Source organism: Bradyrhizobium sp. 22, from assembly GCF_000482425.1.
GTDB lineage: Bacteria > Pseudomonadota > Alphaproteobacteria > Rhizobiales > Xanthobacteraceae > Bradyrhizobium > Bradyrhizobium japonicum_B.
Genome location: NZ_KI519401.1, coordinates 86,372 through 113,199 on the forward strand (window position 1 = coordinate 86,372; position 26,828 = coordinate 113,199).

The 26,828-nt window shown below is 62.3% G+C and carries 25 protein-coding genes and 2 pseudogenes; 21 read left to right on the plus strand and 6 right to left on the minus strand.

The features are described from left to right. The first annotated feature begins 26 nt into the window (after positions 1-26). The 10 genes and pseudogenes from K410_RS0134815 (at position 27) to K410_RS0134860 (ending at position 10,444) form a co-directional block, all read left to right on the plus strand. On the plus strand, positions 27-884 hold the full coding sequence (locus K410_RS0134815; RefSeq protein WP_024343226.1) for a branched-chain amino acid ABC transporter permease: 858 nt from the start codon (positions 27-29) through the stop codon (positions 882-884). Next, a complete protein-coding gene (locus K410_RS0134820; RefSeq protein ID WP_024343227.1) occupies positions 881-1,831 on the plus strand; it encodes a branched-chain amino acid ABC transporter permease in 951 nt (316 codons plus the stop codon). The genes K410_RS0134815 and K410_RS0134820 overlap by 4 nt, the downstream gene beginning before the upstream one ends. Beyond that, complete coding sequence (locus K410_RS0134825) at positions 1,828-2,583, plus strand: ABC transporter ATP-binding protein (protein WP_024343228.1); 756 nt, start codon at positions 1,828-1,830, stop codon at positions 2,581-2,583. The genes K410_RS0134820 and K410_RS0134825 overlap by 4 nt, the downstream gene beginning before the upstream one ends. Then, positions 2,580-3,281 (plus strand): ABC transporter ATP-binding protein, encoded by a 702-nt coding sequence (locus tag K410_RS0134830; protein WP_024343229.1) that lies wholly within the window; start codon positions 2,580-2,582, stop codon positions 3,279-3,281. The genes K410_RS0134825 and K410_RS0134830 overlap by 4 nt, the downstream gene beginning before the upstream one ends. 9 nt (positions 3,282-3,290) lie before the next feature. After that, positions 3,291-4,526: a thiolase family protein gene (locus K410_RS0134835; protein WP_024343230.1), complete on the plus strand. Its 1,236-nt coding sequence runs from the start codon at positions 3,291-3,293 to the stop codon at positions 4,524-4,526. A gap of 9 nt (positions 4,527-4,535) precedes the next feature. Next, the gene (locus K410_RS0134840) at positions 4,536-6,086 is read left to right on the plus strand and encodes an AMP-binding protein (protein WP_024343231.1); all 1,551 of its coding nucleotides are present in this window, start codon (positions 4,536-4,538) and stop codon (positions 6,084-6,086) included. Positions 6,087-6,101: 15 nt separating this feature from the next. After that, positions 6,102-7,610 carry an AMP-binding protein gene (locus K410_RS0134845; protein WP_024343232.1) on the plus strand — a complete coding sequence of 503 codons (1,509 nt, stop codon included), beginning with the start codon at positions 6,102-6,104 and terminating at the stop codon, positions 7,608-7,610. Positions 7,611-7,633: 23 nt separating this feature from the next. Next, on the plus strand, positions 7,634-8,812 hold the full coding sequence (locus tag K410_RS0134850; RefSeq protein ID WP_024343233.1) for a lipid-transfer protein: 1,179 nt from the start codon (positions 7,634-7,636) through the stop codon (positions 8,810-8,812). Positions 8,813-8,836: 24 nt separating this feature from the next. After that, positions 8,837-9,630, plus strand: a pseudogene (locus K410_RS0134855) (SDR family NAD(P)-dependent oxidoreductase). A gap of 22 nt (positions 9,631-9,652) precedes the next feature. Next, positions 9,653-10,444 carry an enoyl-CoA hydratase gene (locus K410_RS0134860; protein ID WP_024343234.1) on the plus strand — a complete coding sequence of 264 codons (792 nt, stop codon included), beginning with the start codon at positions 9,653-9,655 and terminating at the stop codon, positions 10,442-10,444. Positions 10,445-10,540: 96 nt separating this feature from the next. Here the strand turns inward: K410_RS0134860 and K410_RS0134865 are convergent, their stop codons facing one another. Continuing rightward, a complete protein-coding gene (locus tag K410_RS0134865; protein ID WP_049820487.1) occupies positions 10,541-11,185 on the minus strand; it encodes a TetR/AcrR family transcriptional regulator in 645 nt (214 codons plus the stop codon). An 80-nt stretch (positions 11,186-11,265) separates the two neighbouring features. Then, a complete protein-coding gene (locus tag K410_RS0134870; protein WP_024343236.1) occupies positions 11,266-12,423 on the minus strand; it encodes an acyl-CoA dehydrogenase family protein in 1,158 nt (385 codons plus the stop codon). 536 nt (positions 12,424-12,959) lie between these two features. On the opposite strand from K410_RS0134870, the gene K410_RS37745 reads away from it, so the two are divergent. From K410_RS37745 to K410_RS0134900, 6 genes are read left to right on the plus strand one after another with little or no spacing between them, the layout of a single operon-like run. Further along, positions 12,960-13,784 carry an ABC transporter ATP-binding protein gene (locus K410_RS37745; protein WP_349509787.1) on the plus strand — a complete coding sequence of 275 codons (825 nt, stop codon included), beginning with the start codon at positions 12,960-12,962 and terminating at the stop codon, positions 13,782-13,784. Next, a complete protein-coding gene (locus tag K410_RS0134880) occupies positions 13,784-15,748 on the plus strand; it encodes an AMP-dependent synthetase/ligase (RefSeq protein ID WP_024343238.1) in 1,965 nt (654 codons plus the stop codon). The genes K410_RS37745 and K410_RS0134880 overlap by 1 nt, the downstream gene beginning before the upstream one ends. Beyond that, on the plus strand, positions 15,745-16,629 hold the full coding sequence (locus K410_RS0134885; RefSeq protein ID WP_028139109.1) for a branched-chain amino acid ABC transporter permease: 885 nt from the start codon (positions 15,745-15,747) through the stop codon (positions 16,627-16,629). Before K410_RS0134880 ends, K410_RS0134885 begins: the two co-directional genes overlap by 4 nt. A gap of 51 nt (positions 16,630-16,680) precedes the next feature. Beyond that, positions 16,681-17,685 (plus strand): branched-chain amino acid ABC transporter permease, encoded by a 1,005-nt coding sequence (locus tag K410_RS0134890; protein WP_210164251.1) that lies wholly within the window; start codon positions 16,681-16,683, stop codon positions 17,683-17,685. Positions 17,686-17,733: 48 nt separating this feature from the next. Next, entirely contained in the window at positions 17,734-18,963 is a 1,230-nt protein-coding gene (locus K410_RS0134895) for an ABC transporter substrate-binding protein (protein WP_024343241.1), read from the plus strand. Between the two features lie 60 nt (positions 18,964-19,023). Then, a complete protein-coding gene (locus K410_RS0134900; protein ID WP_024343242.1) occupies positions 19,024-19,815 on the plus strand; it encodes an ABC transporter ATP-binding protein in 792 nt (263 codons plus the stop codon). A 22-nt stretch (positions 19,816-19,837) separates the two neighbouring features. On the opposite strand, the gene K410_RS0134905 is transcribed toward K410_RS0134900, so the two are convergent. After that, on the minus strand, positions 19,838-20,938 hold the full coding sequence (locus K410_RS0134905) for a phenylacetate--CoA ligase family protein (protein WP_210164252.1): 1,101 nt from the start codon (positions 20,936-20,938) through the stop codon (positions 19,838-19,840). Between the two features lie 155 nt (positions 20,939-21,093). Next, positions 21,094-21,873, minus strand: a complete 780-nt coding sequence (locus tag K410_RS0134910) for an enoyl-CoA hydratase/isomerase family protein (RefSeq protein ID WP_024343244.1) — start codon at positions 21,871-21,873, stop codon at positions 21,094-21,096. Positions 21,874-21,981: 108 nt separating this feature from the next. Here K410_RS0134910 and K410_RS37750 point away from each other — a divergent pair, with 108 nt between their 5' ends. From K410_RS37750 to K410_RS0134925, 3 genes are read left to right on the plus strand one after another with little or no spacing between them, the layout of a single operon-like run. Next, positions 21,982-23,091 carry a CaiB/BaiF CoA transferase family protein gene (locus tag K410_RS37750; RefSeq protein ID WP_024343245.1) on the plus strand — a complete coding sequence of 370 codons (1,110 nt, stop codon included), beginning with the start codon at positions 21,982-21,984 and terminating at the stop codon, positions 23,089-23,091. A gap of 44 nt (positions 23,092-23,135) precedes the next feature. Further along, positions 23,136-24,374, plus strand: a complete 1,239-nt coding sequence (locus K410_RS0134920; protein WP_024343246.1) for a thiolase family protein — start codon at positions 23,136-23,138, stop codon at positions 24,372-24,374. A gap of 28 nt (positions 24,375-24,402) precedes the next feature. Next, entirely contained in the window at positions 24,403-25,176 is a 774-nt protein-coding gene (locus tag K410_RS0134925) for an SDR family NAD(P)-dependent oxidoreductase (protein WP_024343247.1), read from the plus strand. A 56-nt stretch (positions 25,177-25,232) separates the two neighbouring features. On the opposite strand, the pseudogene K410_RS41595 reads toward K410_RS0134925, so the two are convergent. After that, positions 25,233-25,283: pseudogene (locus tag K410_RS41595) on the minus strand ((2Fe-2S)-binding protein); the annotation flags it as partial. 176 nt (positions 25,284-25,459) lie between these two features. Here K410_RS41595 and K410_RS0134930 point away from each other — a divergent pair. Together K410_RS0134930 and K410_RS0134935 are read left to right on the plus strand one after the other, a co-directional pair. Continuing rightward, positions 25,460-25,651 (plus strand): hypothetical protein, encoded by a 192-nt coding sequence (locus K410_RS0134930; RefSeq protein WP_024343248.1) that lies wholly within the window; start codon positions 25,460-25,462, stop codon positions 25,649-25,651. Then, the gene (locus K410_RS0134935; RefSeq protein WP_024343249.1) at positions 25,652-25,936 is read left to right on the plus strand and encodes a phasin family protein; all 285 of its coding nucleotides are present in this window, start codon (positions 25,652-25,654) and stop codon (positions 25,934-25,936) included. Between the two features lie 247 nt (positions 25,937-26,183). Here the strand turns inward: K410_RS0134935 and K410_RS37755 are convergent, their stop codons facing one another. Beyond that, a complete protein-coding gene (locus K410_RS37755; RefSeq protein WP_024343250.1) occupies positions 26,184-26,540 on the minus strand; it encodes a hypothetical protein in 357 nt (118 codons plus the stop codon). Positions 26,541-26,828 lie beyond the last annotated feature (288 nt).

Consider the following 26,828-nt stretch of genomic DNA (forward strand, 5'->3'; position numbering starts at 1 on the left):
TTCTATAAACCGCGGACCAATCTGGCGTGTCGACGATCGTTATCGGCTTGAGTTTGAGCTTCCTGCTGTTCCTGCTGGCGGCAGGGTTGACGCTCATCTTCGGCATGCTGGGCGTGATCAATTTCGCGCACGGCGCCCTTTATATGCTGGGCGCCTATGTCTGCTATCAGATTGTGCACTGGACCGGTTCGTTCTGGATCGGGCTCGCTTTCGCCCCACTGGTCGTCGCGGCGCTAGGCGCAGCGATGGAAGTCGTCACGCTGCGGCCGGTCTACAATCGCGATCATATCTATCAGTTGCTGCTGACCTTCGGCTTCATCCTGGTGATCGAGGAATCGGTTCGCCTGATCTGGGGGCTGGATTACAAGCAGGTGCCGACGCCCGATCTGTTCTCGCAGCCGATTGCGCTGTTCGGCAGCCAGATCCCCTCCTATCGCCTCTTCATCATCGGCTTCGGCGCGCTGGTCTCCGTCCTGCTGTTCCTGCTGCTCGACCGCAGCAAGCTCGGCATGGTGATCCGTGCCGCGAGCTCGGATTCCGAAATGGCGCAGACGCTCGGCGTCGACGTGGCGAAGGTACGCACGGCGGTGTTCGCGCTCGGCTCGGGGCTGGCCGCGCTCGGCGGCGTCGTCGCGGCGCCGCTGGTGCCGATCGAACTCGGCATGGGCTTTAGCGTGATCATCGACTGCTTTGTGGTGGTGATCATCGGCGGCCTCGGCAACATCAAGGGAGCGATCTTCGCCGCGCTGCTGCTCGGCATGGCGCGCGCCGCCGGCTTCACCTATGCGCCCGAATGGGTGGAACTGATCACTTTTGTTCTGCTTATCGTCACCCTGATGACCCGGCCATCGGGCCTGTTCAGCCGCAAGGGACGTGCGGCATGAGCATGCTCCGCCTCGACCAGATCCTCATGGCCGCCGCCGTCGCTGCCATGATCGTCTTTGCGATGGTTTCGACCAGCGAGGAAAGCCTCAACCTGATCAGCCTGATCCTGATCTGGGGCCTGCTTGCGATCGGCTTCGACCTGATCTTCGGCATGGCCGGCATGCTGTCCTTCGGACATGCCGCCATGTTCGGCGCTGGCGGCTATGCGCTGGCGCTGCTGGCGCCTCAGTTCGGCTTCCTGCCCTCGCTGCTGGTGGCGGCCGTCGCCGGCGCGGCGCTGGCCTTCCTGCTCAGCGTGTTCGCATTGCGTGTGTCGGGCCTGTTCTTTTCGCTGCTGACGCTGTCGCTGGCGCAACTCGTCTACATCCTAGCCAGCACGAAGCTGCGGGCCTTCACCGGCGGTCTGGACGGTATTCCCGGCGTGCTGCGGCCGGCCCTCTTCGGCGTCGATTTCTACAACAACCGCAACTATTTCTACTTCCTCGTCGTGGTGTTCGTGATCGGCGTCGCGATCATGGCGCTGTTGCGTATCTCGCCGTTCGGCAGCGCGTTGAAGGCGGTGCAGGCCAATGATGTCCGCGCCGAGCAGATCGGCTACAATGTACAGCGGCTGCGCCAGTGCGCCTTCATGATCTCCGGCGCCTATGCCGGCGTCAGCGGCGCGCTGCTGGCTTCGCTGATGTTCTATGTCAGCCCGCAGATGCTGCACTGGAGCACGTCGGGCGACGTACTGATCATGACGCTGCTCGGTGGCAAGGGCACGTTGCTGGGACCGGTGCTCGGCGTGGCCGTATTTGAAGTCCTGAAGGAAGAACTCAGCCAGTTTACCGAACACTGGTACGGCGTCCTCGGCATCGTCTTCATTCTCTGCACCATCTTTCTGCCGAACGGCATCGCCGGCCTGTTCGCCGTCCTCGGACGCGGCAGGAAGGGGGCGTCGAAATGAGTGCGGGCAACGTCTCCCTGCAGTGCGAGAACATCCAGGTCGCGTTCGGCGGTCTCAAGGCGGTCGCGGGCGTCAGCCGCAGCTTCCAGTCGGGGCGGATCTATGGGCTGATCGGGCCCAACGGGGCCGGCAAGACCACGCTGATGAATGCGCTGTCGGGTCATGCGACGCTGGCGGCCGGGCAGGTGATCCTGAACGGGCGGGACATCACGAAGCTCTCCGTTCATGCGCGCACCCGCGCCGGCCTTGGTCGCAGCTTCCAGATTACCAAGATATTCTCCGGCATGACCGTACTGGAGAACCTGAAGCTCGCGGCGTTCGCACACCGTTATCGCGTACAGCCGTTCTGGATGCCGGCCGGCCGCTTCGCCGAGATCCGTCAGGATGCTGAAAAGGTGCTGGCGCAGATCGGGCTGGAGCGTCTCGCCCACGCGCCGGCTGAAAATCTCTCGCACGGCGACCAGCGCGCCCTCGAAGTCGGCCTGGCGCTGCTCAGCGATCCCAGCGTGCTGCTGCTCGACGAGCCGCTGGCCGGCGTCGGCCATGAGCGCCTCGAGCAGGCGCTCGAACTGATCAGGCGGATCGTGGCGGGCCGTACCGTCCTGCTGATCGAGCACAACATGGACGTCGTGATGCAGATCTCCGACGAGATCGTCGTGATGGTGCAGGGACAATTGCTAGGGTCCGGAACACCGGCGGAGATCAGGGCCAACCCGGCGGTGCGCGCCGCCTATCTCGGGAACGACGAATGAGCGCGCTGGCCCTGCAGGATTGCGACGTCTTCTACGGCAAGGCGCAGGCGCTGCATCATGTCTCGCTCGACGTGGCGGAGGGCGAGGTCGTTTCGCTGATCGGCCGCAATGGCGCCGGCAAGAGCACGCTGCTCAAGGCTGCGATCGGTCTCAATGCCGTGCGCAGCGGCCGGTGCCTGATGGGCGATCGCGACGTTACGGCACTGAAACCTTATGAACTCGGACGCCTTGGGCTGGCCTTCGTTCCGGAAAACCGGCGGATCTTCCCGAACCTGACGGTCGAGGAAAACCTGAAGATCGCGACCGTGATGGGGCGCAAGGGTCCGTGGTCGCTGCAGCGCATCTACCAGCTTTTCCCGCGACTTCAGGAGCGTGCCTCGCAAGGTGGCGATACGCTGTCCGGCGGCGAGCAGCAGATGCTGGCGATCGGCCGCGGCTTGCTGACCAATCCGGAAGTGCTGCTGCTCGACGAGCCGACCGAAGGGTTGGCGCCTTTGATCGTCGATCAACTCATCGAGGCCATGCGCATCATCAATGCCGAAGGCATTGCCATGTTGCTGGTCGAACAGAATTTGAAGGTGCCACTGAAGCTGGCGCGCCGGCAATTCGTCATCGATAATGGCCGGGTGGTCTGGTCGGGCACCACCGAAGAACTGCAGGCCGACCGCGCCCGTATCGAATCCCTCATCAGCGTCTAGGAGAAGGTCATGGCCGACGTTTACATCATCGGGGTCGGCATGACGCGGTTCGGCCGCTACCTCGACGACCGGTTGGAGACGATCGCCCGTGGGGCGGTGGAAGAGGCGCTGTCGGACGCCGGCATCGCGCGCGGCGATGTCCGGGCCGCGTTTTTCGCCAACACGGCGCAAGGCGTCGTGGAGGGCCAGCACCTGGTGCGCGGCCAGCTCGTTCTGCGGGCGCTCGGATTCGAGAGCATTCCGGTGACGAACGTCGAGAATGCCTGCGCCAGCGCATCCACGGCGCTCAACGCCGCCTTCTCCTACATCGCGTCGGGGCAGGGCGATATCGCGCTGGCGGTCGGCGCGGAAAAAATGAATTCGAAGGACCGCGAAAAATCCTTTGCGATCTTCGGCGGCGCCTGGGACGTACACGACGTGGATGGCAGCGTTCGCCGCCTGACTGCGCTCGGCAAGGATCTCGCGCTGCCGCCCGGCGCCGGCCAGAACAGCGGCAAGCGCAGCGTCTTCATGGACGTCTACGCCTCGCTCGCGCGCTATCACATGCATCGCTTCGGGACCACCCAGCGGGACATCGCCGAGGTGTCCGCGAAGAACCACCGGCACTCCTCGCTGAACCCGAAGGCGCAGTATCAGGACTCCATGACTGCCGACGATGTGCTGGCGGCGCGCGAGGTATCGTGGCCGCTGACGCTGCCGATGTGCGCGCCGATCAGCGACGGCGCGGCGGCCGCGATCGTCTGTTCCGCGGAGAAGGCGCGCGCGCTCGGCGCCACGCGGGCGATCCGGATCGCCGCCTCGGTGCTGGCATCGGGTTCTGACCGTGAGGCCGATGACCTCGAACGCCATTTGTGCCGGCTCGCGTCCAATCGTGCCTATGAGATCGCCGGAGTCGGCCCCGCCGACATGTCGGTCGCGGAGGTTCATGACGCCAGCGCGTTTGCGGAACTGCATCAGGCCGAACTGCTGAGCTTCGCGCCGATCGGCGATGGCGGCCGCCTGGTGCGCGACGGCGATACCGCGCTTGGTGGCCGGATACCGATCAACGTCTCCGGCGGCCTCGAGTCGCGCGGTCACCCGATCGGGGCCACGGGCTTGGCGCAGATCTACGAACTCGTCACGCAGCTCCGCGGCGAGGCGGGCGCTCGTCAGGTCGAGGGCGCGCACCACGCTATTGCCGAAAACGGCGGCGGCTTCCATCATTATGAAGAAGCGACCGCCTGCATCACCATCCTGGAGCGCTGAGGGCTATCCATGCGTCTGATCGATTTCTTCGACCGTGGCGTCGGCATCAATCCGTCGCGCACCTGCCTGAAGGATGCGACGGTCTCGCGCACCTTCCGCGAGGTCCAGCTGCGCAGCTACCGGATCGCAAACGCACTCGCATCCGCCGGATTGAAAACCGGCGAGATGGCCGCGGTCTACAGCCCCAACGGGGCGACGGCTTTCGAGTGCATCCTGGGCATCATCCGCGGCGCCAATATCTGGGTGCCGATCAACGCCCGCAATTCCACCGAAGACAACGCCTACATCCTCGAAAACTGCGACGTGCAGGCGCTGTTCTACCATAGTGAATTCGAGGCGAATGTGCAGGTGTTCCGCAAGGAATGCCCGCAGATCCGCATCTATATCTGCATCGACAAGGACGGCGCGGACGCCCCGTTCCTGCTGGACTGGATTGCGAACGCGCCCGAGACCGATCCCAACGTTCCCGAGGATCCGAGCAAGCCGATCTCGGTTTTCTCGTCGGGCGGCACCACCGGGCGGCCGAAGGGCGTGCTGTGGACCAATCTGGTCTGGGAGACCATGATCTCGAACTTCTTCACTTCGATGCCGGTGCAGAAGCCGCCGGTTCATCTCGTCGTGGCGCCGATGACTCACGCGGCGGGCGGCGTCGGCATCATGCTGATGGCGGCGGGCGCGACGCAGATCATCCTTCCGGGCTTCGACGCCGCCAAGGTGGTGAACGCGATCGAGACCGAAGGCGTCACCCACATGTTCCTGCCGCCGACGGCGATCTACATGCTGCTGGCTCATCCCGGTATCAAGCAGCATGATTTTTCCTCGCTCGAGCATTTCATCTACGCTGCCGCGCCGATGTCGGTGGACAAGCTGAGGGAGTGCCTTGAGGTGTTCGGGCCGGTGATGACGCAAACCTTCGGCCAGGCCGAAGCGCCGATGCTCTGCACCTTCCTGTCGCCGCAGGAACATCTGGTGATCGGCGATCCCGACAAGGAAAAGCGCCTGGCCAGTTGCGGCCGGCCGACGCTGCTGACTCCGGTCGAGATCATGGACGATGACGGCAATCTGATGCCGGCCGGCGAGCGCGGCGAGATCGTCGTGCGCGGCAATCTCGTGATGCCCGGCTACTACAAGAATCCGGAGGCGACCGCGGAGGTTTCCACCTTCGGCTGGCACCACACCGGCGACATCGGATTCAAGGACGAGGATGGTTACGTCTATATCGTCGACCGCAAGAAGGACATGATCATCTCGGGCGGCTTCAACGTCTATCCGAGCGAGATCGAGCAGATCATCTGGGGCCACCCCGCGGTGCAGGATTGCGCCGTGATCGGCGTGCCCGACGAGAAATGGGGCGAGGCGGTCAAGGCCGTCATCGAACTCAAGCAGGGTTCGAGCACCAATTCCGATGAGATCATTGCGCTGTGCAAGGCGAAGCTCGGCAGCGTGAAGGCGCCGAAGTCGGTGGATTTCTGGGACAGCCTGCCGCGCAGCGCGGTCGGAAAGGTCCGTAAGAAGGATATTCGCGAGACGTTCTGGAAGGGACGCACGCGCGCCATCTGAACGGGGAAGAAGCCCATGAATATCGCCATGGTACTCGCCAATGCGGCGAAAGCGTTTGCGGATCGCCCGGCGGTCTGTCTCGGCAGCGCGACGATCCATAGCTATGCGCAGCTTCTGCAGCGCAGCGCGGCGCTCGGCCAGGCCTTGCGCAACAAGGGCTTTGCGCCGGGCTCGCGGGTCGGCGTCTTCCTGTCCAATCGCCCTGAATATTTCGAGATCCTGTTCGGCGCCTGGTTCGCTGGGCTGGCGGTGGCGCCGATCAATGCCAAGCTGCATCCGAAGGAACTGGCCTACATCCTCGACAATTGCGCCGCCTCGGTGCTGTTCACCGACATCGAGGGCGGACTGTCGCAGCCGGGCAACGTCGTCGATGTCGACGGCGAGGCGTATCGCGCGATGCTTGCGACGGTGCCATCCGATCTTCGGCCGGCACCGGCCGCGCCCGGCGACAATGCGTGGCTGTTCTACACCAGCGGCACCACAGGTTATCCAAAGGGCGCGATGCTGACCCATCGCAACCTTTACAACATGACGATGAGCTTCCTCGCCGATATCGGCCCGGTCGACGAAACCGACGCGTCGCTTTATCCGGCGCCGCTGTCGCACGGCGCCGGGCTGCTTGCGCTCGCGCACCTGGTACGCGGCGCCGCCAATGTCGTGCCGGAGAGCGGCGGCTTCGAGCCGGGCGAGATCGTCGATCTCATCAATCGCTATCCGGGGAGTTCGTTCTTCGCCGCGCCGACGATGGTGAACCGGCTGGTCACTTCGCCCTCGATGGCGGATCTGACGGTGGAGAATCTCGATCACATCTTCTACGGCGGCGCGCCGATGTATGTCGAAGATCTCAAGCGCGCGCTGGTCGCGCTCGGCCCGCGGCTGTGGCAGGCCTACGGCCAGGGCGAGTCGCCGTGCACCATCACCTACCTGCCGCCCCACATGCATCTCGACAATGGCGACGGCCGTCTCGACGACCGGCTGTCATCGGTCGGCATCCCCCGCACGGGCGTCGCGGTCCGCGTCGTCGATGCCGACGGCAACGACATGCCGCCCGGCGAGAACGGCGAGGTCATCGTGGCCGGCGACGTCGTGATGGCCGGTTACTGGAACAATCCGTCGGCGACGGCGCAGGCGCTGCGCGACGGCTGGCTGTGGACCGGCGATGTCGGCACGTTCGACGCGCACGGTTTTCTCTATCTGAAGGATCGCTCGAAAGACGTCATCATCTCCGGCGGCTCCAACATTTATCCGCGGGAAGTTGAGGAGGTGCTGCTGCGCCATCCCGCCGTGGCGGAGGTCAGCGTGATCGGTCGCCGCCATCCCGACTGGGGCGAGGAGGTCATCGCCTTCGTGGCGTCGTCGGCGCCGGTGACGGCCGCGGAACTGGATGCCTTCTGCATCGAACATATCGCCCGCTTCAAGCGGCCGAAGTCCTACCGGTTCCTGCCGAGCCTGCCGAAAAGCAACTACGGCAAGATACTCAAGACCGAAATCCGGAAAATCATCGAAAGCGAAACGGCCGCGTAATCGGCGAACACAAGGAGCGCACAATGACCGCGATCGTTGCAGGTGTCGGCATGATCCCGTTCGCAAAGCCGGGCGCATCAGCGCCCTATGACGCGATGGGCGAGGAGGCGGTCAAGCTGGCGCTTGCGGATGCCGGCCTCGGCTACGACGCCATCGAGCAGGCCTATGCCGGTTTCGTCTACGGCGACTCCACGGCCGGCCAGAAGGTGCTCTACCGGGTCGGCATGACCGGCATCCCGATCGTCAACGTCAACAACAACTGCTCCACCGGCTCGACCGCGCTCTATCTGGCGCGGCAGGCGGTCGAAAGCGGCGCGGCGGATTGCGTGCTGGCCGTCGGCTTCGAGCAGATGCGCCCGGGTGCGCTGGGGTCGATCTTCGAGGACCGGCCGTCGCCGTTCTCGGAATTCGACCGCGTCACCGATGAACTTGTCGGCCATGGCGAGATTCCGCTGGCGCTCCGTTATTTCGGCGGCGCCGGCAAGCAGCACATGGACAAGTACGGCACGCAGCTCTCGACGTTCGCGAAGATCCGCGCCAAGGCCAGCCGCCATGCCGCGCGCAACCCGCTGGCGCTGTTCCGGAAAGAAATGACCGAAGGCGATGTGATGCAGGCGCCGGTGATCTGGGAGGGCGTGATGACGCGCTCGATGGCGTGTCCGCCGACCTGCGGCGCCGCCGCCGCCGTGCTCGTCTCCGAGGCGTTCGCCAGGCGCCATAACCTGAACGACACAGTTCGCATCCGCGCGCAGGCCATGACGACGGACCGTCCCAGCACCTTCGAGACCCGCGACATGATGCGCGTCGTCGGCTTCGACCTGTCGAAGTCGGCGGCCGAAAAGGTCTACGAGAAGGCCGGCATCGCCCCCGACGATGTCGATGTCGTCGAACTGCATGATTGCTTCGCGCAGAACGAACTCATCACTTACGAGGCGCTTGGCCTCTGCGGCGAGGGCGAGGCCGAGAAGTTCGTTCTCGATGGCGACAATACCTATGGCGGACGTTTCGTCACCAACCCGTCCGGCGGCCTGCTGTCCAAGGGACACCCGCTCGGCGCGACCGGCCTCGCGCAGTGCTACGAACTTGTCCATCAGTTGCGCGGCACCGCCGAGGCCCGCCAGGTCGACGGTGCGCGGCTGGCGCTCCAGCACAACCTCGGCCTGGGCGGCGCGGCCGTCGTGACGCTCTACGAAAAGAACTGAACCAGAAGCGGGAGTAATTCACCGATGTCGCAGCGGCTCAAGGACAAGATCGCGTTCGTCATGGGAGCCGGCTGCGTCGGTGAAGGCTGGGGCAATGGCAAGGCCACGGCCGTCCTGTTCGCGCGCGAAGGCGCGACGGTGATCTGCGTCGACCGCGATCTAGCATCGGCGGAGCGCGCCGTCGCGATCATCACGGAAGAAGGCGGCAGGGCCGAGGCCCTGCGCGCCGACATCACGTCGGCCGCGGACATCGATGCGGCCGTCGGTGCAGCCATCAGCCGTCATGGCCGCATCGACATCCTGCAGAACAATGTCGGCATCGCCGAGCCCGGCGGTCCCGAGCATATCGACGAGGCGAGCTGGGACCGCGTCATGGCGGTGAACCTGAAGGGGTTCTTTCTCACCTGCCAGCGCGTCCTCCCGGAAATGGTCAAGCAGGGCGGCGGCGCGATCGTCAACGTGTCATCGGTCGCATCGATCACCACGATCAGCGTGCCGATGATTTCCTATTATTCCTCGAAGGCCGGCGTGAACCACTTCACCCGCGCCGTAGCGGTCGAATATGCGCCGAAGGGCATCCGCTGCAACGCGGTGTTGCCGGGCCTGATGAACACGCCGATGATCGTCGAGCCATACAAGCACGTTTACGATTCCCCGACGACATGATTGCCCGGCGCGATGCGATGGTGCCGATGGGCAAGATGGGCACCGCCTGGGACGTGGCGCATGCCTCGCTGTTCCTGGCGTCGGATGACGCGAAATACGTCTCCGGCGTGCTTCTTCCTGTCGATGGTGCGCTCACGTGCCGAACTGGCTAACGAGACTTTCTGGGAACGTGTCATGAGCGAAGAAAAAGAACTTGTTATCCGCGATGATCGGGGTGCGGTATCGTACATTTCCTTGAACCGTCCGCGTAGCGGCAACAGCCTTTCCTTGTCGACAATCGATGAATTGACCCGCCATCTGATGGACCTCCGGGGGCAGCCGTCGATCGCGGTGATCGTCCTGACTGGGATCGGCAAGAAGATCTTCTGCGCGGGGCATGATCTTACCGAATTTGACGGGGAGACGGATCCCGAATTCTTCAAGACGGTGTCGACGCGCTGTTCGGCTCTGATGCAGACGATGCGGGATCAACCGCAGGTCATCATTGCCAGCGTCGCAGGCGTGGCCTCGGCCGCCGGTTGCCAGTTGGTCGCCAGTGCCGATCTCGCGATCGCCTCCAGCGAGGCGCGGTTTGCGACACCGGGCGTGAACATTGGCTTGTGGTGCCTCACGCCCATGGTGGCGTTGTCGCGCGCCGTGATGCCGAAACACGCGATGCAGATGCTCACCACGGGGCGCCTCTACGACGCGGCGTTTGCGCTACGCATCGGGCTGATCAACGATGTGGTCACGCCCGAGCAACTCGAGCAAACGGTCGAGTCGCTGGCAGCGGAGATCGCCTCGAAATCGACCTACACGTTGGCGCTCGGCAAACAGGCGTTCTATCGCCAGCTGCAAATGCCCATCTCCGATGCCTACGAATATTCCGGCGAACTCGTGGTGAGGAACATGGCCCACGCTGATGCGCGCGAGGGCATTGCTGCCTTCGTACAAAAGCGCAAGCCGCTCTGGAAGGGACGAAAGTAACATTGCTCTTGCGCCTCCGTCCGGCGGATCGTTTTCGTGGGTTCCAGGCGTCTTTTGCGAGCAGCGTTTCGGCTCCGCTGGGGCGGCGGGGCGCGATCAGCGGCTCCGCAGAGCTCCCTCTACGAGATCGACAAGTTGCCGGGCGACCTGCTCGCCGGTGAGCGGTCCTTCAGTCGTGAACCATCGCGTCATCCAGTTGATCGACCCCATGAAGAAGAACACCGTCAGCTTGGGATCGACGGCACGCACCGTCCCGTCGGCAATACCTTCAGAGATCAATTTCCGGAAGCCGCGGTCAAACTTGTCGCGACGCTTGCCGATGATCGCCTTGTTCTGCGACTCCAGTGCGTCGTACTCGCCGAGCACCGCGAAAGAGCCCATCTCGCTGGTGATGGTTTTGACGTACTTGTCGATAAGCAGGAGAATTTTTTCAAGCCCGGTCTTGCCATGCTCTTCGCTGTACTTCATCGCCTCGTCGCCGAAGTCGAGCGACATCATGTGGCATTCGAAGAGAATTTCCTGCTTGTTCGTGACGTAGTAGTAAAGCGCGGCCTTGGTGACGTCCAAGGTCTTCGCCACATCCTCGAGCGAGGTGTTGTGATAGCCGCGAAGGCTGAATGCGCGGCCCGCCTCGCGAAGCAGCGCGCCCCGCTTCAGCAAGAATTGCTGTTCCCGGTCCAGGACGACGCTTTTCCAGGCGGAAGCGTGGCGGCCGCGCCTTGCTGTCGATGTCTTCTTCATGAAGCGTGCCGAGTATCCGGATTAGCGATTCTCAAGGCTCCATAGTCAAAACTATTGCCGTAAAGTCAATTCTTGGGCCCTCAGGCCGAGAGGCTGCGTGCGATGATTTGCTTCTGGATATCGCTGGTCCCCTCGTAGATTTTGCAGACGCGAACGTCGCGGTAGTAGCGCTCGACCGGAAAATCCTTTAGGTAGCCATAGCCGCCATGGATCTGTAGCGCGTCCGAGCAGACCTGCTCCGCCATCTCTGAAGCGACGAGCTTGGCGATGGCCGCCTCCTTGGCACACGAGGCTCCGGCTTCGAGAAGCCGCGCGGCGTGGATGTAATATTGCCGCGCGACGTCGACCTGCGCAGCCATCTCCGCGAGATGGAAGCTCACCGCCTGCAGTTCGACGATCGGCTTGCCATAGGCCTCGCGCTCGTTGGCGTAGCGGATCGCAGCGTCGAGCGCTGCCTGGGCAACGCCGACCGCCTGCGCGGCGATCGCAATCCGTCCGTCAGACAGGCCGCCCATGACAATCCGGTACCCACCGCCAACTTCGCCGAGCACGTTCTCCGCCGGCACGCGAAGATTGTCGAGCTGGATCTGGGCGACATGGGCCGTACGCTGGCCGAGCTTGTCCTCGACGCGCGCGACATTGTAGCCAGGTGAGGTAGGGTCGACGATGAACGTTGTGAAACCACGTTTGCCGGCCTGCGGATCGGTGCGAGCGAGCACGATCGTTGTACCAGCCTCGCTCCCGTTGGAAATGAACTGCTTGGTGCCGTTGAGAATGAAGTGATCGCCTTCGCGGCGCGCGGTGGCACGAAATGCGGCGGTATCCGATCCGGCCTGCGGCTCAGTGAGAAGAAACGCGCCGATCTTTTCGCCGCGCAGCATCGGCGGCAGATACTTCTGCTTCTGTTCCTCGCTGCCGCGCAAGGCGATGGTGAAGGCGGTGACGTTGTGGACGTGGAAAATGGTGCCGACACCCGCGTCGGCCGCAGCGATCTGCTCCAGCGCCAGACAATAGGCGACGAACCCCGCGTTCGAGCCGCCATATTGTTCCGGCGGCAGCATGCCCATGAAGCCAAGATTCGCGAGAGCCTTCAATTCGGCGTGCGGCCACGTCGCGGTGCGATCGCGTTCCGCTGCCGTGGGGGCGATCGCGTCGGTCGCAACCTTGCGCGCGACGTCCCGAACCATCGTTTGCTGGTCGGTTAGGAACGAAAAAGATTTGCTCTCGGCTCCTGCCATCCCGGATTCTCCTCCTGCCTGTCCTTATCGGAGATTGGCAGCGTTGCTGGAGCGACGCGGTTTCGCGAGCGCGCGAAACCGGTGACAGACGTTGCTCACGGAGAGCTGCAGATCTTCCGTATTCGACCACATATTAGGATATTCGACGTTATGGTCAATTCATGTTCGAGGCTTTGCCTTTTCGGTTTGGTGCCATTGCAGGTCGAAAGGTCGAGGGCCGCTTCGTCGAAAGGCGCGCCTGAATGCGCCCAATCACGAGCTTCCTCCAAAGCGGGAAGTGCCTGCTGCCTGCTGCAACCGGAATCCGTGCCTCTTGATGCGTTCGCGCCGGAGTGTTCGATCTGCCTTTTCGTCGTGGTGTGTTGCAGGCGCCCGAATGGGCTTGACCTAAATTGACTGTCGAGTTAAAAATAATGCTCATCGGTCATAAAAATCCGCAGAGGATGGGGCGATTTGAGGGTGGGGCGCTGTTCGGTCGAAATGCCGCATACCGTGGGGAGGATGAATGTCGCAGGACTGCGTTGTGAAGGGGGAGCGTGTTGAGCGCTGTTTCGCCTCTCTATTCAGCATCGCAGAGCCGTGCGGCGCAGAATGCCGCGCTTCTCGTCGCCGACGGTATCCGGATGGCTTTCGGTGGCGTCGTCGCGCTTGACAATGTGTCCATCGCGGTCGGGGTGGACGAGTTGCTCGCGGTGATCGGGCCGAACGGTGCCGGCAAGACCTCCCTGATGAATTGCCTCAGCGGCTTCTATCGGCCGCAGCAGGGCGAGGTACGATTCAATGGCTCGCTGCTGTCCGGCATGGGCGTCCACCATATCGTGAAGGCCGGCCTGGCCCGGACCTTCCAGGGGACGCATATCTTTTCGAACATGACCGTGATCGAAAACATCATGGTCGGCCGTCACATTCACATGAAGAGCTCGATTCCGTCGGCATTCTTTTACTTCGGGCCTTGCAGACGCGAGGAGATCCGGCACCGCGAGGTCGTCGAGGAAATCATCGAGCTGCTCGAAATCGAATCCATCCGCCATCAGCCGGTCGGCAGCCTCGGCTACGGCTTGCGCAAACGCGTCGATCTCGGTCGGGCACTGGCGCAGGAGCCGAGCATCCTGCTGATGGATGAGCCGATGGCCGGGATGAATACCGAGGAGAAGGAGGACCTCGCGCGATTCATTCTCGACGTTCGCGAGGCGCGACGGATCCCGGTGGTGCTCGTCGAGCACGACATGGGTGTCGTCATGGATCTAGCGGACCGGATCGTGGTGCTCGACTTTGGCCGCAAGATTGCAGAGGGGACTCCGCTGGAGGTTCAGAAAAATCCTGCGGTGCTCAAGGCGTATCTGGGCGAAGGAAATCGCTGATGCTGCCGATGCGTACCATTCCGCAACTGTTGCTCGAGCGCGCCAGCGCGGCGCCGGACCGGCTCGTTGAGCGGCACAAGTATCGCGGCATCTGGCGCGAATACACCTATGGTGATGTTCTCGAGAAGGTGCGTTCCTTCGCCCTTGGCCTTGACGCGATAGGTATTCGCCGCGGCGAGACCGTGGCCATTGTCGGCGAGAACGAGCCGGAGAACTTCTGGAGCGAGTTTGCGGCGTTCTCGATCGGATGCAAGATCGTCTCGCTTTATCCTGACATCACTGCGGACGAAATCGAATACCTCCTTAACGATAGCGATGCGGTCTGTCTGGTAGCGCAGGATCAGGAGCAGGTGGACAAGGGGTTCGCGATTCTCGATCGCGTTCGGCACCTTCGCCAGATGATCTACTGGGACGATACCGGGATGTGGTCCTATCGTCACGAGCGCCTGACGCCGTTCGAGAAGGTGGTTGAGGTCGGACGCGCACGCCACGCCGAGGATACCGATCTGTTCCGGCGCCTGGTTGAGACAGGCCGACCCGACGACGTGGCCGTGCTGTCTTATACGTCCGGCACCACCGGGCGGCCGAAGGGCGTGGTGCTGACCCACCGCTACCTCGTCGACAACGCGCATCGCGTCATCGCGGCGACCGGCATCAAGCCCGGCATGGAGTATCTCACCTATATCGCCCCGGCCTGGGCGACGGAGCAGTTCTTCGGCGTCACCATCGGCCTCCTGCTGCCGCTGGTGGTGAATTTCCCGGAATCGCCTGAGGAGGTTCTCAACAATATCCGCGAACTCGCAGTCGAGGTGATGGTATTCGCTCCCCGCCAGTGGGAGAGCCTCGCCGCCACCATCCAGGGCCGGATGCTCGATGCTGGCCGGACGCGCAGGGCGATCTATGCCTGGGGTGTCGATATCGGCCACAAGGTCCATGTCGCGCGTCTTGAAGGCAGGCCCGTCCCGCTCGGCGCGCGGCTTGCGCTGCCGCTTGCGGAGATGCTGGTATTGAAGCCGCTGCGAGACAAGCTCGGCCTCACGCGCATCAAGCTCGCATTGTGCGGCGGCTCCACGATGGCGCCGGATGTGTTTCGCCTGTTCCATGCCATCGGCGTGCCGTTACGCAATATCTATGGCGCCACCGAGATCGGACTCCTGACCCTGCATCAGGGGAATCGGTACAATCTCGAGACGGTCGGGCACTGGCTGAGCTCGCACCCCGAATCCGGTGCGGCGCTGGAATGGAAGGTGTCGGAGCAGGGTGAATTGCTCGTTCGTGGCGGCAGTGTCTTTCAAGGCTATCACAAGAAGCCCGACAGCGTCGCCCAGCGCGTTGAGGACGGATGGTATCGCACGGGCGATGCCGTGTCGGTCACCGACAGCGGCGAGCTCGTATTCCTCGAGCGCCTCGACGATCTTCGACAGCTTCGCTCCGGCGAACGGTTTCCGCCTCAGTTTATCGAGACCCGGCTGCGTTTCAGTCCGTTTATCAAGGACGTCATGATGCTTGGCGACGATACGCGCGACTATATCGGCGCGCTGATCAATATCGACATGAGCGTGGTGTCGCGGTGGGCGGAAGATCGCAACATCAGTTTCTCCACCTTCACCGATCTTTCGCAGAAGGCCGAAGTGGCCGAACTGGTGCGCGGCGAGATTGCGCGCGTTAACCTGTTCCTGCCCGAACATGCGCGGGTCCGTCGATTCGCCAACTTCCCCAAGGAGCTCGATCCGGATGAAGGCGAGCTGACCCGTACGCGCAAGCTGCGGCGCGAATTCCTCGCCGAACGCTATGCCGTGCTGATCGAGGCGATGTACGGCGGCCGGGATGATCAGAAACTCGACATCGCGGTAACGTATCAGGATGGGCGAAAGGGAACGCTGTCCGCTCACGTCACCATCCACGATGTCGTTAAAGGCGACAAGCGCGGAAACGCCGCTGCACCGTTGCGAGCCATCGCATGATCGATTTCGTCAATTATTTCATCAACGGCGCATTGGTCGGGCTCCTCTATGCCCTCATCGCCATGGGCTTCGTGGTCATCTATCGGGCATCGAAGGTCTTCAATTTCGCCCAGGGTGAACTCGTCGTGTTCGGCGGTTTCATCGTCTGGTGGATGGTCGCCTCGCTCGGATTGCCGCTCTCGATCGGTCTTCCGCTCGCATTCGTCGCGGCGGCACTGTTCGGACTCCTGGTCGAGCGCGTCTTCTTTTCCCGCCTTGCCGGTGAGTCGGTCTTCGCCATGGTCATGGTTACAATCGGGCTGCTCATCCTGATCCGCGGTTTGATCCTCGTGCTGTTCGGGCCGCAGGTGCGTTCGTTCCCAATCATATTCCCGCTTCAGCCGGTGATCATCGGGGAGATTCTGATCCCTCGCTCGCTTCTCATCGGCGGCGTGATAACGGTGATCGTCGGCTTCGGTCTGTCGTGGTTTTTCAACCGAACGCGGGCCGGGCTGCGCATGACGGCGGTCGCCGAGGATCACCAGGTGGCATTGTCGATGGGAATTTCGGTAAAGCGCTCTATCGCGTTCGCATGGATCCTCGGCGCTGTGCTGTCGACACTCGGCGCCGTCATCTTCCTCAGCGGAAAGTCGCTGAACTTTCTTGCCTCCGACATCGGCCTCGCAGCATTGCCGGTGGCGCTGCTGGCGGGTTTCGAGGCGATCGCCGGCGTCCTGCTGGCCGGCCTTATCGTCGGCATCATTCAGGGGCTCGTGACCGCCTATCTCGATCCGATCGTTGGGGGCGCGATCGGCACCGTATTCCCATTCATCATCATGCTGCTCATCCTCTTTATTCGGCCGACCGGGATGTTCGGCTGGAAGACCATCGAAAGGGTCTGACCGATGGATCCGGCAGGCGTATTCGCCACCAGTTTCGAACGCGATAAGGCCTTGATCCGCACCCGCGGGCAATGGATCGCGCTCATTGTGTTTCTCGTCGCGCTGGCCGTTTTGCCTCATGTTCTGGGACCGCGCCTCGTCGCGATCTCGACCAACATGCTGATCATGGCCGTGGTCGTGATCGGCCTGCAGATCAACATGGGATATGCGGGCCAGATCAATCTCGGCCAAGCCGCCTTCATGGGCGTCGGTGCCTACGCCACCGGTGCGCTGGCCATCAAGTTCAATCTGCCATTCTGGCTCAGCATTCCGCTCGGAGGCTGCGCCGCTGCAGTATTTGGCTTCATCTTTGGCTTGTCTGCGGTTCGCATCAAGGGCTTTTACCTGGCGCTCACCACCATCGCGGCGCAGACCCTGTTTCATTTCCTGATCCTCAATCTGCCGCAGTCGTGGTTCGGCGGATCGAACGGTCTGACGCTGGAACCGGCGCAAATCTTCGGCTTCAGCTTCGTCAGCGAGACGTCGATCTACTATCTCTGTCTGGGCGTGACGGCGCTGATGGTGTTCGGTGCCTACGGCATCGTGCGCAGCCGGCACGGACGCGCCTTCGTCGCAGTCTGCGACGACGACGTCGCGTCCGGCCTGATGGGGATCAATGTTGTGCGGACCAAGGCGATCGCCTTTCTGATCGGCGCGTTCTACGCGGGGATCGCCGGAGCGTTGTGGGCCTACTACGTGCGCTTTGTCGCCGTCGACCAGTTCACGCTGTTCCATTCGATCTGGTTCATCGCCATGGTCATTGTCGGAGGTCTCGGCTCGATCACCGGGGCGTTGATCGGCGTATTCGTCATCAAGGCGATCCAGGAGAGCTTCGTTACGCTTGGTCCCGGCATCGTTGCGCAATTTCCGTCGCTCGGCGGGGATGTGGTGTTTGCGCTGATGAACGTTTTTCTCGGCGGGATCATCGCAGCGTTCCTGATTTTCGAACCACGCGGGCTGATGCATCGCTGGAACATCCTGAAACGATCCTATCGCCTTTGGCCGTTTCCCTATTGAAGGCCGGGCGCCCGAACATTGAAAACACACATGGGAGAAAACTGAACAATGACTATCTTGAAGAACATCAAGATTGCCGGGGTGGCGGCTGCACTCGGCTTGCTGACAATCACGGCGTCGGCCCGTGCCGAGACCACCTACAACGTCGCGTCGCTGGCGGATTTCACCGGTCCCTATGCGGACGTGATGAAGGACTTGATCGGGGCGCGCCGGCCGGTCATCGACTGGTGGAATGCCGAAGTCGGCAAGAAGATCGGGATCAAGCTCGGCATCAAGGACTACGATCATCGCTATGACGCGGCGCAGGTGGCAAGCCTGTGGCCTGGTATCAAGGCCGAGCTCAATCCGATCATCGCGCTTGGGGTCGGTGGACCTGACGTGGCCGCGCTTCAGGGGCGGCTGCCAACCGACAAGATTCCGATGGTGATGTCGACAGCAGCGTATGGCTTTGCCTGGAAGCCCGATCCATGGATCTTCAATCAGCGTCCGACCTACAGCCACGAAGCCGCAGCCTTCTTCGAGTGGCTACGTCAGAAGCGCGGCGGCAGCGGGCCGCTGAAGGTCGCGATCATTTCGTCGGAAGCCTCGCCCGCCTATGTCGATCAGCACAAGGGCGTCCAGCGCTACGCGGCCGACAATCCCGGCAAGGTCGAGGTCGTTGAGGTCGTGTTCACGGAAGTACAGCCCACCGATCTCACTACCCAGGTCAACCGCGTGACCCGCAAGGGTGCCGAGGTAATCATGATCATGACGAACACGGCTGCCGTGGTCGCCACCAAGCGTGCGCTTCAGTCGCTCGGCAAGAATGTGCCGATTGTCGTGAGCTCGCACAACGGACTGGCGGAATCTGGTCGCGCGATCGGCGACATCAAGCAGATGGAGGGCGATTATGAGGTCTATGCGATGGCCGCGCCCACTGATGCAAAGACGCCGGGGCGTGAGTTTTTCGAAATGCTTCAGAGCAAGTACAACCTCAAGGCCAAATGGACGGTTTCGGCTGTCCAAGGTCTTGGTCAGGCGCTGATTGCGATGCGGGCCATCGAAGCTGCGGCCAAGAAGGTCGGTGCTGACAAGGTCACGGGCGAAGCTGTCCGCGAGGCGCTGATGTCGACGACGATCTCCGCGGATGAGACCTACAAGATTCTCGGCAACACCAAGTTCTCGAACGACGGGCCATTCCCGACGCAGGGGCTGGTCGCGAGTATCGTCACCATCAAGGACGGCAAGTACACGGAGGCTGCTGCCAACGTGCCGGTGCCGTCCATTAACAAGTGGTGAAGTAACGCCATCCGGCCGGGTCCCGCGGGCCCGGTCGGATCCCCTCGGGAGGCTTGCGTTTTGCTCGAGCTGAACAACGTTGAAGTCATCTACAGCGACGTCATTCTGGCGGTGAAGGGCATTTCGCTCGCCGTGCCGGATGGCAAATGCGTTGCGTTGCTCGGCGGCAATGGGGCCGGCAAGTCGACGACGCTGAAAGCGATTTCCGGCATCATACGCGTCGAGGACGGCCGGGTGACCTCCGGCAATATCGGTTTCGACGGCAAGAGAATCGACAAGTCGGATCCGACCGAAGTCGTTCGAAGCGGCATCATCCACGTGATGGAGGGCCGCCGCGTGTTGCGCCATCTGACCGTTGAGCAGAATCTGCTGGTCGGCGGCCACATGGAATCGTCGGGGCGTGAGGTACGCAAGCGCCTTGATCATGTCTACGATCGCATTCGCCGGCTTGCGGCGCTCAAGGATCGGATAACCGGCTATCTGTCCGGCGGCGAACAGCAAACGGTCGTGATCGGGCGCGCGATGATGGCCAATCCCAGGCTGATCATGATTGACGAGCCGTCGCTTGGCCTAGCGCCGTTGATGATCGACGAGGTGTTCGAGCTGCTGAAGGACCTCAAGGCAAGCGGGACCACGCTTCTGATCGTCGAACAGAACACGCGCGTCGCGTTGGATATCGCCGACTACGGCTACGTCATGGAGAATGGACGCATCGTCCTCGAAGGCGCCGCGGAAGAGCTGCGAAACAACGAGGACGTGCGGGAGTTCTACCTCGGGCTTGACCTTAAGGGCGAGCGCAAGAGCTACCGCGACATCAAGCATTATCGACGCCGCAAGCGGTGGCTCGGCTGAGGCGCTGCGTGCCGGTGCGGGGTCAGGCGTCCTTCCGGTCGACGACGAATGGAGCGTCGGCCGGCAGTTCGTCTGTTCCTACCACCTCGATACGGTCGGCCTTCAGACGAGACAGCGCGTTGAAGCGGGCCGGCGCCGCCGCCAGGACGGCGTCGCGGTCCGCATCCGGAAGCAGCGAAAGCCGCACCGTGATCTCTTCCCGCTGTTGCGGGCGGGTGACGATGGCCTGCGCGCGGCCGATTCCCGGAATGGCAATAGCGAGGTCTTCGAGCTGGCGCGGATAGATGAATATCTCGCGCGCCTTCACCGCCTGCCCGACGCGTCCCTGCAGCATGCCGATCCTGCGCACCGTGCCATCGGCGTTCATAGCCGTGGCGACGGCGACGTCGCCGGTACCGAACCGGATCAGCGGCCAGCCCGGCGTCAGCGTGGTAACCACGATCTCGCCGGGCTCGCCGTGCGGAAGCGGAGCCCCCGTCGTCGGGTCACAGATTTGCACGATGCGGTCCTGGTGAACCTCGTAGCCGCCGTCCTGCGCGCCATTTTCGAAGGCGATCACGCCGAAGTCCGCCGTCGCATAGACTGCGAAGGTGCGAACGCCGTACCTGGCTTCCAGGCGACGGCGCTTGCCGAGCCAGTCGCCGAGTTCGCCGCCGAGCAACGCAGTTCTGACCTTCCAGCCACCGGGCAGCGAATGACCCATCGCCTCGATGGCTTCCGCTAGCGTGATGAAGAAGGCGGTCGAGGCGCAGATGCAGGTCACGCCAAGGTCGGTCACCAGCTTCGCCTGCAACTCGCTGCCGCCGGTGCCAGCTGGAATCACCGTCGCGCCGACCGAGCGCAGGCCCTCGTCGAGCAGAAGGCCGGCAGGCACGAGATGATAGGACCAGGTGTTGAGCACGCGATCGCCGGGGCCGAGGCCGGCGGCGGCAAAGGCCGTGCCGAAGCCGCATCCGTCGCGGTCGTGCCTCAGTTGAGGTTCGTTGATGGGGCCGGGAGAGACGAAGATACGGACGATTTCTTCATCCTTTGCTGCAAGGAAACCCCCGAATGGCGGCCGCTGGCGTTGTAACTCGACCAGCGACTCCTTTTTGAATACGGGCAGCCGCGACAGGTCGTCCACGGTCTTGAGATCGGCTGGAGCGAGGCCTGCGCGATCGAACATCTCCCGAATGGCGGGTGCGAGCTGGTGGGCCGCACGCTGGATCTGTTGCAGGACCGTGAAGCGCGTCTCCTGGCTCATTACCGTCTCCTCTTGGCATTCCCGACTTGCTTTTCCTATTTGCCGGTGAAGCGTGGTTTGCGTTTTTCCTCGAATGCGGCAAGTCCCTCCTTCAGGTCGTTGCTGCGGGCGTGGACTTCGCTGGCGAGCAGTTCTTGTCGCAGTGCTATCGCACAAGGTTGCTCGAGGCCATCATCGACCAGCACCTTCATGCGCCGAAGCACGAGCGGGCTCTTGTTGACGAGCTTGGCGACCAGCGCCTCGGTCGCCGGGATCAGCATGTCGTCATCGACGACCTCGTTGACCAGTCCGGCGGCAACGAGCTGTTCGGCTGGCACGAACTCGCCGGTGTAGAGCAGATATTTTGCGCGGGTGGGGCCGATCTTACGCGGCAGCCGCACCGAGCTGCCGCCGCCGGGCAAGAGCCCAAAATTTGCATGGGCGTCGCCCAGCTTGGCCGAGCGCGCCGCGACGACGAGATCGCAGCACAGCATCAGTTCCAAGCCGCCAGCCAACGTCAATCCGTTCAGCGACGCGATCACCGGCATGGGAAACGTCTCGAGCCGGTTCATGACAAGGAGAACGGTATCGAGAAAGCGGCTCAGCGACGTTTCGTCGTTCCCGGCTTCGCCGCGTATGAATTTGAGGTCGGCGCCGGCGCAGAAGGCGCGCCCCGTTCCGGTCAGCACCACTGCGTGGATGTCCGACAGCTGAGCCTTGTCGAGCGCCGCGTTGATGCCCGAAACCACTGCGGGAGTAATGGCATTGAGTGCATCCGGCCGGTTCAGCGTGATCCACATCGCGCCGGCCCGAATTTCAGAGATAACCGATTCCACCGGACTTTCCTCGGAATTGACTTTTGAGTTAGTTGATTATTCGTAAGGTTATGTTACAGACTGTCGGGATTAATGCAAGTCAAGCCGCTGCCGGAAAGAGCGATCGAGATGAGTCTTCCCCTCGCTGGAATTCGGGTGATCAGTCTGGCTGAGCAGTATCCCGGGCCCTACGCAACCTTGTTACTAAGTGATCTTGGCGCCGACGTGATCCTGGTGGAACGTCCGGGCGCGGGAGATCCTGCACGGCAGTTTCCGGCCTTCCACGGCGCGCTCAATCGCGGCAAGCGCTCGGTGGCGCTGGATCTCAAGAGCGTTGAAGGCAAGCTGAACCTGCGCAGGCTGGTCGCTTCCGCCGACGTGCTGATGGAAGGATTTCGTCCGGGCACCATGGCGCGTCTCGGCTTCGGCCATGAGGCGATGGCGGAGCTCAACCCAAGGCTGGTCTATGTCTCGATCTCCGGCTTCGGGCAGGACGGGCCGTATCGCGATCGCCCCGCCCACGACATCTCCTATCAGGCACTTGCCGGGTTTCTCTTTCGTCACGCCGAGCAAGGCTCGGTGGAGGATCCGGGAAGCATCGCGATCGGCGACCTGTCCTCCGGCATGTTCGCTGCCGTCGGCACGTTGGCGGCGCTGTTCGAGCGCGCACGTACGGGAGAAGGAAAATATGTCGACGTCTCGATGACGGACGGCCTGGTGTCCTGGATGTCGGTGATGCTCGGTCCGGTGATGAACGGTGCGCCGCTCGCCGACATCGGCGCCGAGCCGGCCTATGGCGTCTTCAAGTGTGCCGATGGCCGTCTCCTCACGTTGTCGATTGCTCATGAAGACTGGTTCTGGCGGCCGCTGTGCGAGTTGCTCGGCATGCCTGATGCGGCCGGCTTCAATCGCAGCGAGCGGGTCGCGCGCGGCGATGCCTTGCGAGGCAAGGTCGCTGCCGTGCTGGCGACGCGCGATCGCACCGATTGGGCGCAGAAGCTGGATGCCGCCGGGATTCCATGGGGGCCGGTGAACTCGTTGAGCGAGGTGACCGCCGATCCGCATTTCCGGGCGCGCGGGCTGTTCCGCGAGGTGGCGGATGGGAACGGCGGGCGGAGCCACCATGTGGCGCAGCCGTTGATTTTTTCCGGCGAGCATCCCGGTCCGCGCTCCGGCGTGCCCGGCCTTGGCGAGCATACGGAGCAGGTGCTGCGTGCACTGCCGGAGCTCAAGGACTAGCAGGTAGAGACCAGAGAAGATTCCAATCCTCAAGGGAGGGCGCGATGAGCGACATCTATGTGGTCGGTGTTGGCATGACCCCGTTTGGGCGCATGCTCGATATCGATATGAAGACTCTGTCGCGCAGCGCGGTGGATGCCGCGCTCGGCGATGCGGGATTGCAGAAGTCTGACATCGAAGCGGCCTTCTTCGCCAACGCGTCGCAAGGCCATATGGAGCGCCAGCACATGATCCGCGGCGAGATCCTGCTACGCGAAATGGGAATCGGCGGCGTTCCCGTTGTCAATGTCGAGAACGCCTGTGCCAGCGGCAGCACGGCGTTCAACCTTGCCGTGACTTTCCTTAAGGCGGGTGAGGGGGACTTTGCGCTCGCGCTCGGCGCCGAGAAGATGTTCTCGACAGATCGCAAGCTGATGTTCGAGGCATTCGATAGTGCCTGGGACGTCAGCCGCGACGGCGAAATTCGCGACAGGCTGCTAGCGCTCGGCGAGGGTGTCGAGGTGCCGGAAGGCACGACCTCGGACAAGCCCTACAGCGTGTTCATGGATGTCTACGCCGCGTTCTCACGTCAGCACATGAAGCGCTTCGGCACCACGCAGCGCCAGCTTGCTGCGGTGGCGGCGAAGAACCATCGGCATTCCGTGGAAAATCCGCTGGCGCAGTTTCGTAATGCCTATTCGGTCGACGAAGTGCTGAATGCCCCGCCGATCACCTATCCGCTGACGCTTCCGATGTGCTCGCCGATATCGGACGGTGCGGCGGCTGCGATCCTCGCGACCGAGGCGGGCTTGAAGCGGCTTGGTCTCGACAAGTCGCGGGCCATCCGCGTGCTGGCATCGGTCATCCAGACCGGTAGCGATCGTGACCCGTCCGAAGTGGAGCGGCACTGTACCGCGCTCGCGGCGAAAAAGGCCTACAACAAGGCCGGTATCGGCCCGGACGACGTCGCTGTCGCCGAGGTGCATGACGCGACGGCCATGGGCGAGATCATCCAGATCGAGAACCTCGGATTCTGCGATTTCGGTGAAGGCGGCATCATTTCGGAGCGCGGTGACACCGCGCTCGGCGGACTTATACCGGTCAATCCGTCCGGCGGACTTGAATCCAAGGGACATCCCGTCGGCGCCACCGGCATCGGGCAGGTACATGAACTGGTGGCGCAACTGCGCGGCGAGGCGGGACCGCGGCAGGTCGAGGGGGCGCGCATCGCGCTCGCCGAAAACGGCGGCGGCCTTCAGGGCATCGAAGAGGCGGTAGCCTGCATCACCATCCTTGGCCGCTGATACAGAAGATCGAGCAAGAGGGGCTCTCATGCAGTTGAATGGAAAAGTTGCAATCGTGACCGGCGCGGCGTCGGGGCTCGGGCGGGCATCGTGCGTCACACTGGCGAAGGCGGGCGTGCGTGTCGCCGCCTTCGATCGTGACGAGTCGCGGCTCGCCGATCTTTGCCGGGAACTGGGGAGCGCGGCATTCGGGCGTGTTGTCGACGTTGCCGACGAGACCAGCGTTAGCTCCGCGATCGAGGCTGTGCTCGAAGCATTCCAGGCGGTTCATATCGCCGTCAATTGTGCGGGCGTCGCCGATGCGGCCAAGACCGTATCGAAGGGGCAGCCGTTTCCGCTGGCGACCTGGAACAAGGTCATCGGCATCAATCTCACCGGCACCTTCAACATCATCCGCTTTGCGGCGCTCGCTATGACCTGCAACCAACCGGAGGGCCCGAGCGGCGAACGTGGCGTCATCATCAACACCGCATCCGGCGCAGCCTCGCAAGGGCAGGTGGGCCAGGCGGCCTACAGCGCCAGCAAGGCCGGCGTGGTCGGCCTCACCTTGCCTGTCGCGCGTGACCTCGCTGAACATGGCATTCGCGTCGTCTCCATTGCACCGGGGTTGTTCGACACCGGGATGGTCGCCGGCATACCGCCGAAGGTTTCGCAGTCGATCGTCGACCGTATGATCCTTTATCCGAACAGGATGGGGCAACCCCACGAGTTCGCCAGTTTGGTCAAGCACATCGCCGAGAATGCCTATCTTAACGCCACAACTATCAGCATTGACGCAGGCGCGCGAATGCAGCCGCGCTAGATGATGCCGCTTCTGGCCCTCCGAAATTTCAACAGGGGTTCAATGACCGCCGCCGATTACTTTGGGCAGGATGTGCAGAATTCAAAGCCGCGATTTCGATAACGTAAGAGTTCGCAGTTTTATTCCGAGTGGTGCGCCATTAGTCAAGCGAAATCCAGAATTCGCAAAGGCTTGGCAGTCGCGTCTGGCTAACCGGACGAGTGGGTTAGCCATGCTTTTGTTCGCTCTTCGGTCTTGCGCATCCCTTTGCTACGATCTGGCAGGAAGCGATGACGGGGCGAACATGAACTTCAAAAACTCTACTGACCAAAGCTTGCTCGCCATGTGGCAGAGCATCCATCGGCAAGTGGCGGCCGACGAAGCCAATGGTGGCCGATACAGATTCGTGGGGCCGACCGTGCGTGCCTATGCGGCGCAGCTTGAATCCGAGCTTGAAGCCCGCAAGCTTCGGTACACGCTTATCAGGTGGCACTGAATGCGAAACCAATTGGTTGACGTGCCACGCGAGGTGCGGGAGCTTGTCCAAAAAACCATAGATCAAACTGAGAAGGCATTTTCCATTTTCTTTCAGCAAGCAAAATTGCCTGGTGACCTAGCCTTCAATTTCGCGCAACAGAACGTCGCTACGTCTTTGGAATATGCGCGCAAGCTTGCCGCCGCCCAGAATTTTCAAGAAGTCGTGTCACTTCAGGCCGAATATCTTAGGGCGCAGATCGAACACGCAAGCCAGTTCATGCGCGAGTTCTCGCCGAAGTCTTAGCGTCTTGGAAACATAGTGGGTTCGGTGCGCTCGACCATCTTCAAAATACTCTTGCAAGCGGGGCACTTGTACGAACGTACCTCGTAACGGTCTTGTACCGGTTCGCGACTGATGAACTCTCGCGGCTTATCGCAAGCCGTACAGCGCTGTTCTGAATGTTGATGCATCGGCAGGGCTTGGCAATGATCGAAGCAATGTCGATCATCTTAGCCGCCGCTGCTACCTATAAAACCACACAAAGATTGTATCACTCGATGTGAACCAACCCGAACCTTTGTCGCCCTTCGATCCGCGAAAGTGCAGCGATCACGTCGTCATTAGTCAGCGCGTCCATTAGTTTTTCGACTGTGGTGGTCGAGTTGCGCGGTCCTGGCACTAGGTAATCACTCAAGATACCGCGTGCCTCTAGGAATGCGTCAACAAGCTTTTGCACATCGGTACGGTTCGGCACGATGGACGGCGCCTGCTCCTCTTCAATGGGATATTCGACGGCGGCGCCTTCAGGATCGTTGCGATTCAGCCATTCTATCGCTGTGTCGTAAGAGGCGAACACCTTGACGGTTTCCGTAGCGACGCTGACATAGAGCCAAACTGACCCGGTCATTGCGGAGCTTCTTCGGGGCACCTGAATTCCATAACCCTAAAATGCTTGCGAATGTCGATGCGCGATAACGCTGCATCCACGTTGTCGCTATCGAGCAAATCGATCAGCCTATCAAGAGCTTCGACGGCGCCAAGAAGATCGAGCGGATTGATGTATCGGCTAAGCTCGACGCGTGCTTGTCGCACTGCATCCAAACAGATTCAACATCTGTCATCACGCAACACTCCTCATCGGCGGCCGATTCAATAAATCTCCCCGATACAAGTTCCTCGCCCGAAGGGGAAAATG

Coding starts and splice junctions, on each gene's coding strand:
- K410_RS0134820 (WP_024343227.1), top strand. CDS start 881: ATGAGCATGCTCCGCCTCGACCAGATCCTCATGGCCGCCGCCGTCGCT.
- K410_RS0134825 (WP_024343228.1), top strand. CDS start 1,828: ATGAGTGCGGGCAACGTCTCCCTGCAGTGCGAGAACATCCAGGTCGCG.
- K410_RS0134830 (WP_024343229.1), top strand. CDS start 2,580: ATGAGCGCGCTGGCCCTGCAGGATTGCGACGTCTTCTACGGCAAGGCG.
- K410_RS0134935 (WP_024343249.1), top strand. CDS start 25,652: ATGCGAAACCAATTGGTTGACGTGCCACGCGAGGTGCGGGAGCTTGTC.
- K410_RS0134930 (WP_024343248.1), top strand. CDS start 25,460: ATGAACTTCAAAAACTCTACTGACCAAAGCTTGCTCGCCATGTGGCAG.
- K410_RS0134865 (WP_049820487.1), bottom strand. CDS start 11,185: ATGAAGAAGACATCGACAGCAAGGCGCGGCCGCCACGCTTCCGCCTGG.
- K410_RS0134885 (WP_028139109.1), top strand. CDS start 15,745: ATGATCGATTTCGTCAATTATTTCATCAACGGCGCATTGGTCGGGCTC.
- K410_RS0134860 (WP_024343234.1), top strand. CDS start 9,653: ATGAGCGAAGAAAAAGAACTTGTTATCCGCGATGATCGGGGTGCGGTA.
- K410_RS0134895 (WP_024343241.1), top strand. CDS start 17,734: ATGACTATCTTGAAGAACATCAAGATTGCCGGGGTGGCGGCTGCACTC.
- K410_RS0134925 (WP_024343247.1), top strand. CDS start 24,403: ATGCAGTTGAATGGAAAAGTTGCAATCGTGACCGGCGCGGCGTCGGGG.
- K410_RS37750 (WP_024343245.1), top strand. CDS start 21,982: ATGAGTCTTCCCCTCGCTGGAATTCGGGTGATCAGTCTGGCTGAGCAG.
- K410_RS0134850 (WP_024343233.1), top strand. CDS start 7,634: ATGACCGCGATCGTTGCAGGTGTCGGCATGATCCCGTTCGCAAAGCCG.
- K410_RS0134835 (WP_024343230.1), top strand. CDS start 3,291: ATGGCCGACGTTTACATCATCGGGGTCGGCATGACGCGGTTCGGCCGC.
- K410_RS0134920 (WP_024343246.1), top strand. CDS start 23,136: ATGAGCGACATCTATGTGGTCGGTGTTGGCATGACCCCGTTTGGGCGC.
- K410_RS0134840 (WP_024343231.1), top strand. CDS start 4,536: ATGCGTCTGATCGATTTCTTCGACCGTGGCGTCGGCATCAATCCGTCG.
- K410_RS0134870 (WP_024343236.1), bottom strand. CDS start 12,423: ATGGCAGGAGCCGAGAGCAAATCTTTTTCGTTCCTAACCGACCAGCAA.
- K410_RS37755 (WP_024343250.1), bottom strand. CDS start 26,540: ATGACCGGGTCAGTTTGGCTCTATGTCAGCGTCGCTACGGAAACCGTC.
- K410_RS0134845 (WP_024343232.1), top strand. CDS start 6,102: ATGAATATCGCCATGGTACTCGCCAATGCGGCGAAAGCGTTTGCGGAT.
- K410_RS0134880 (WP_024343238.1), top strand. CDS start 13,784: ATGCTGCCGATGCGTACCATTCCGCAACTGTTGCTCGAGCGCGCCAGC.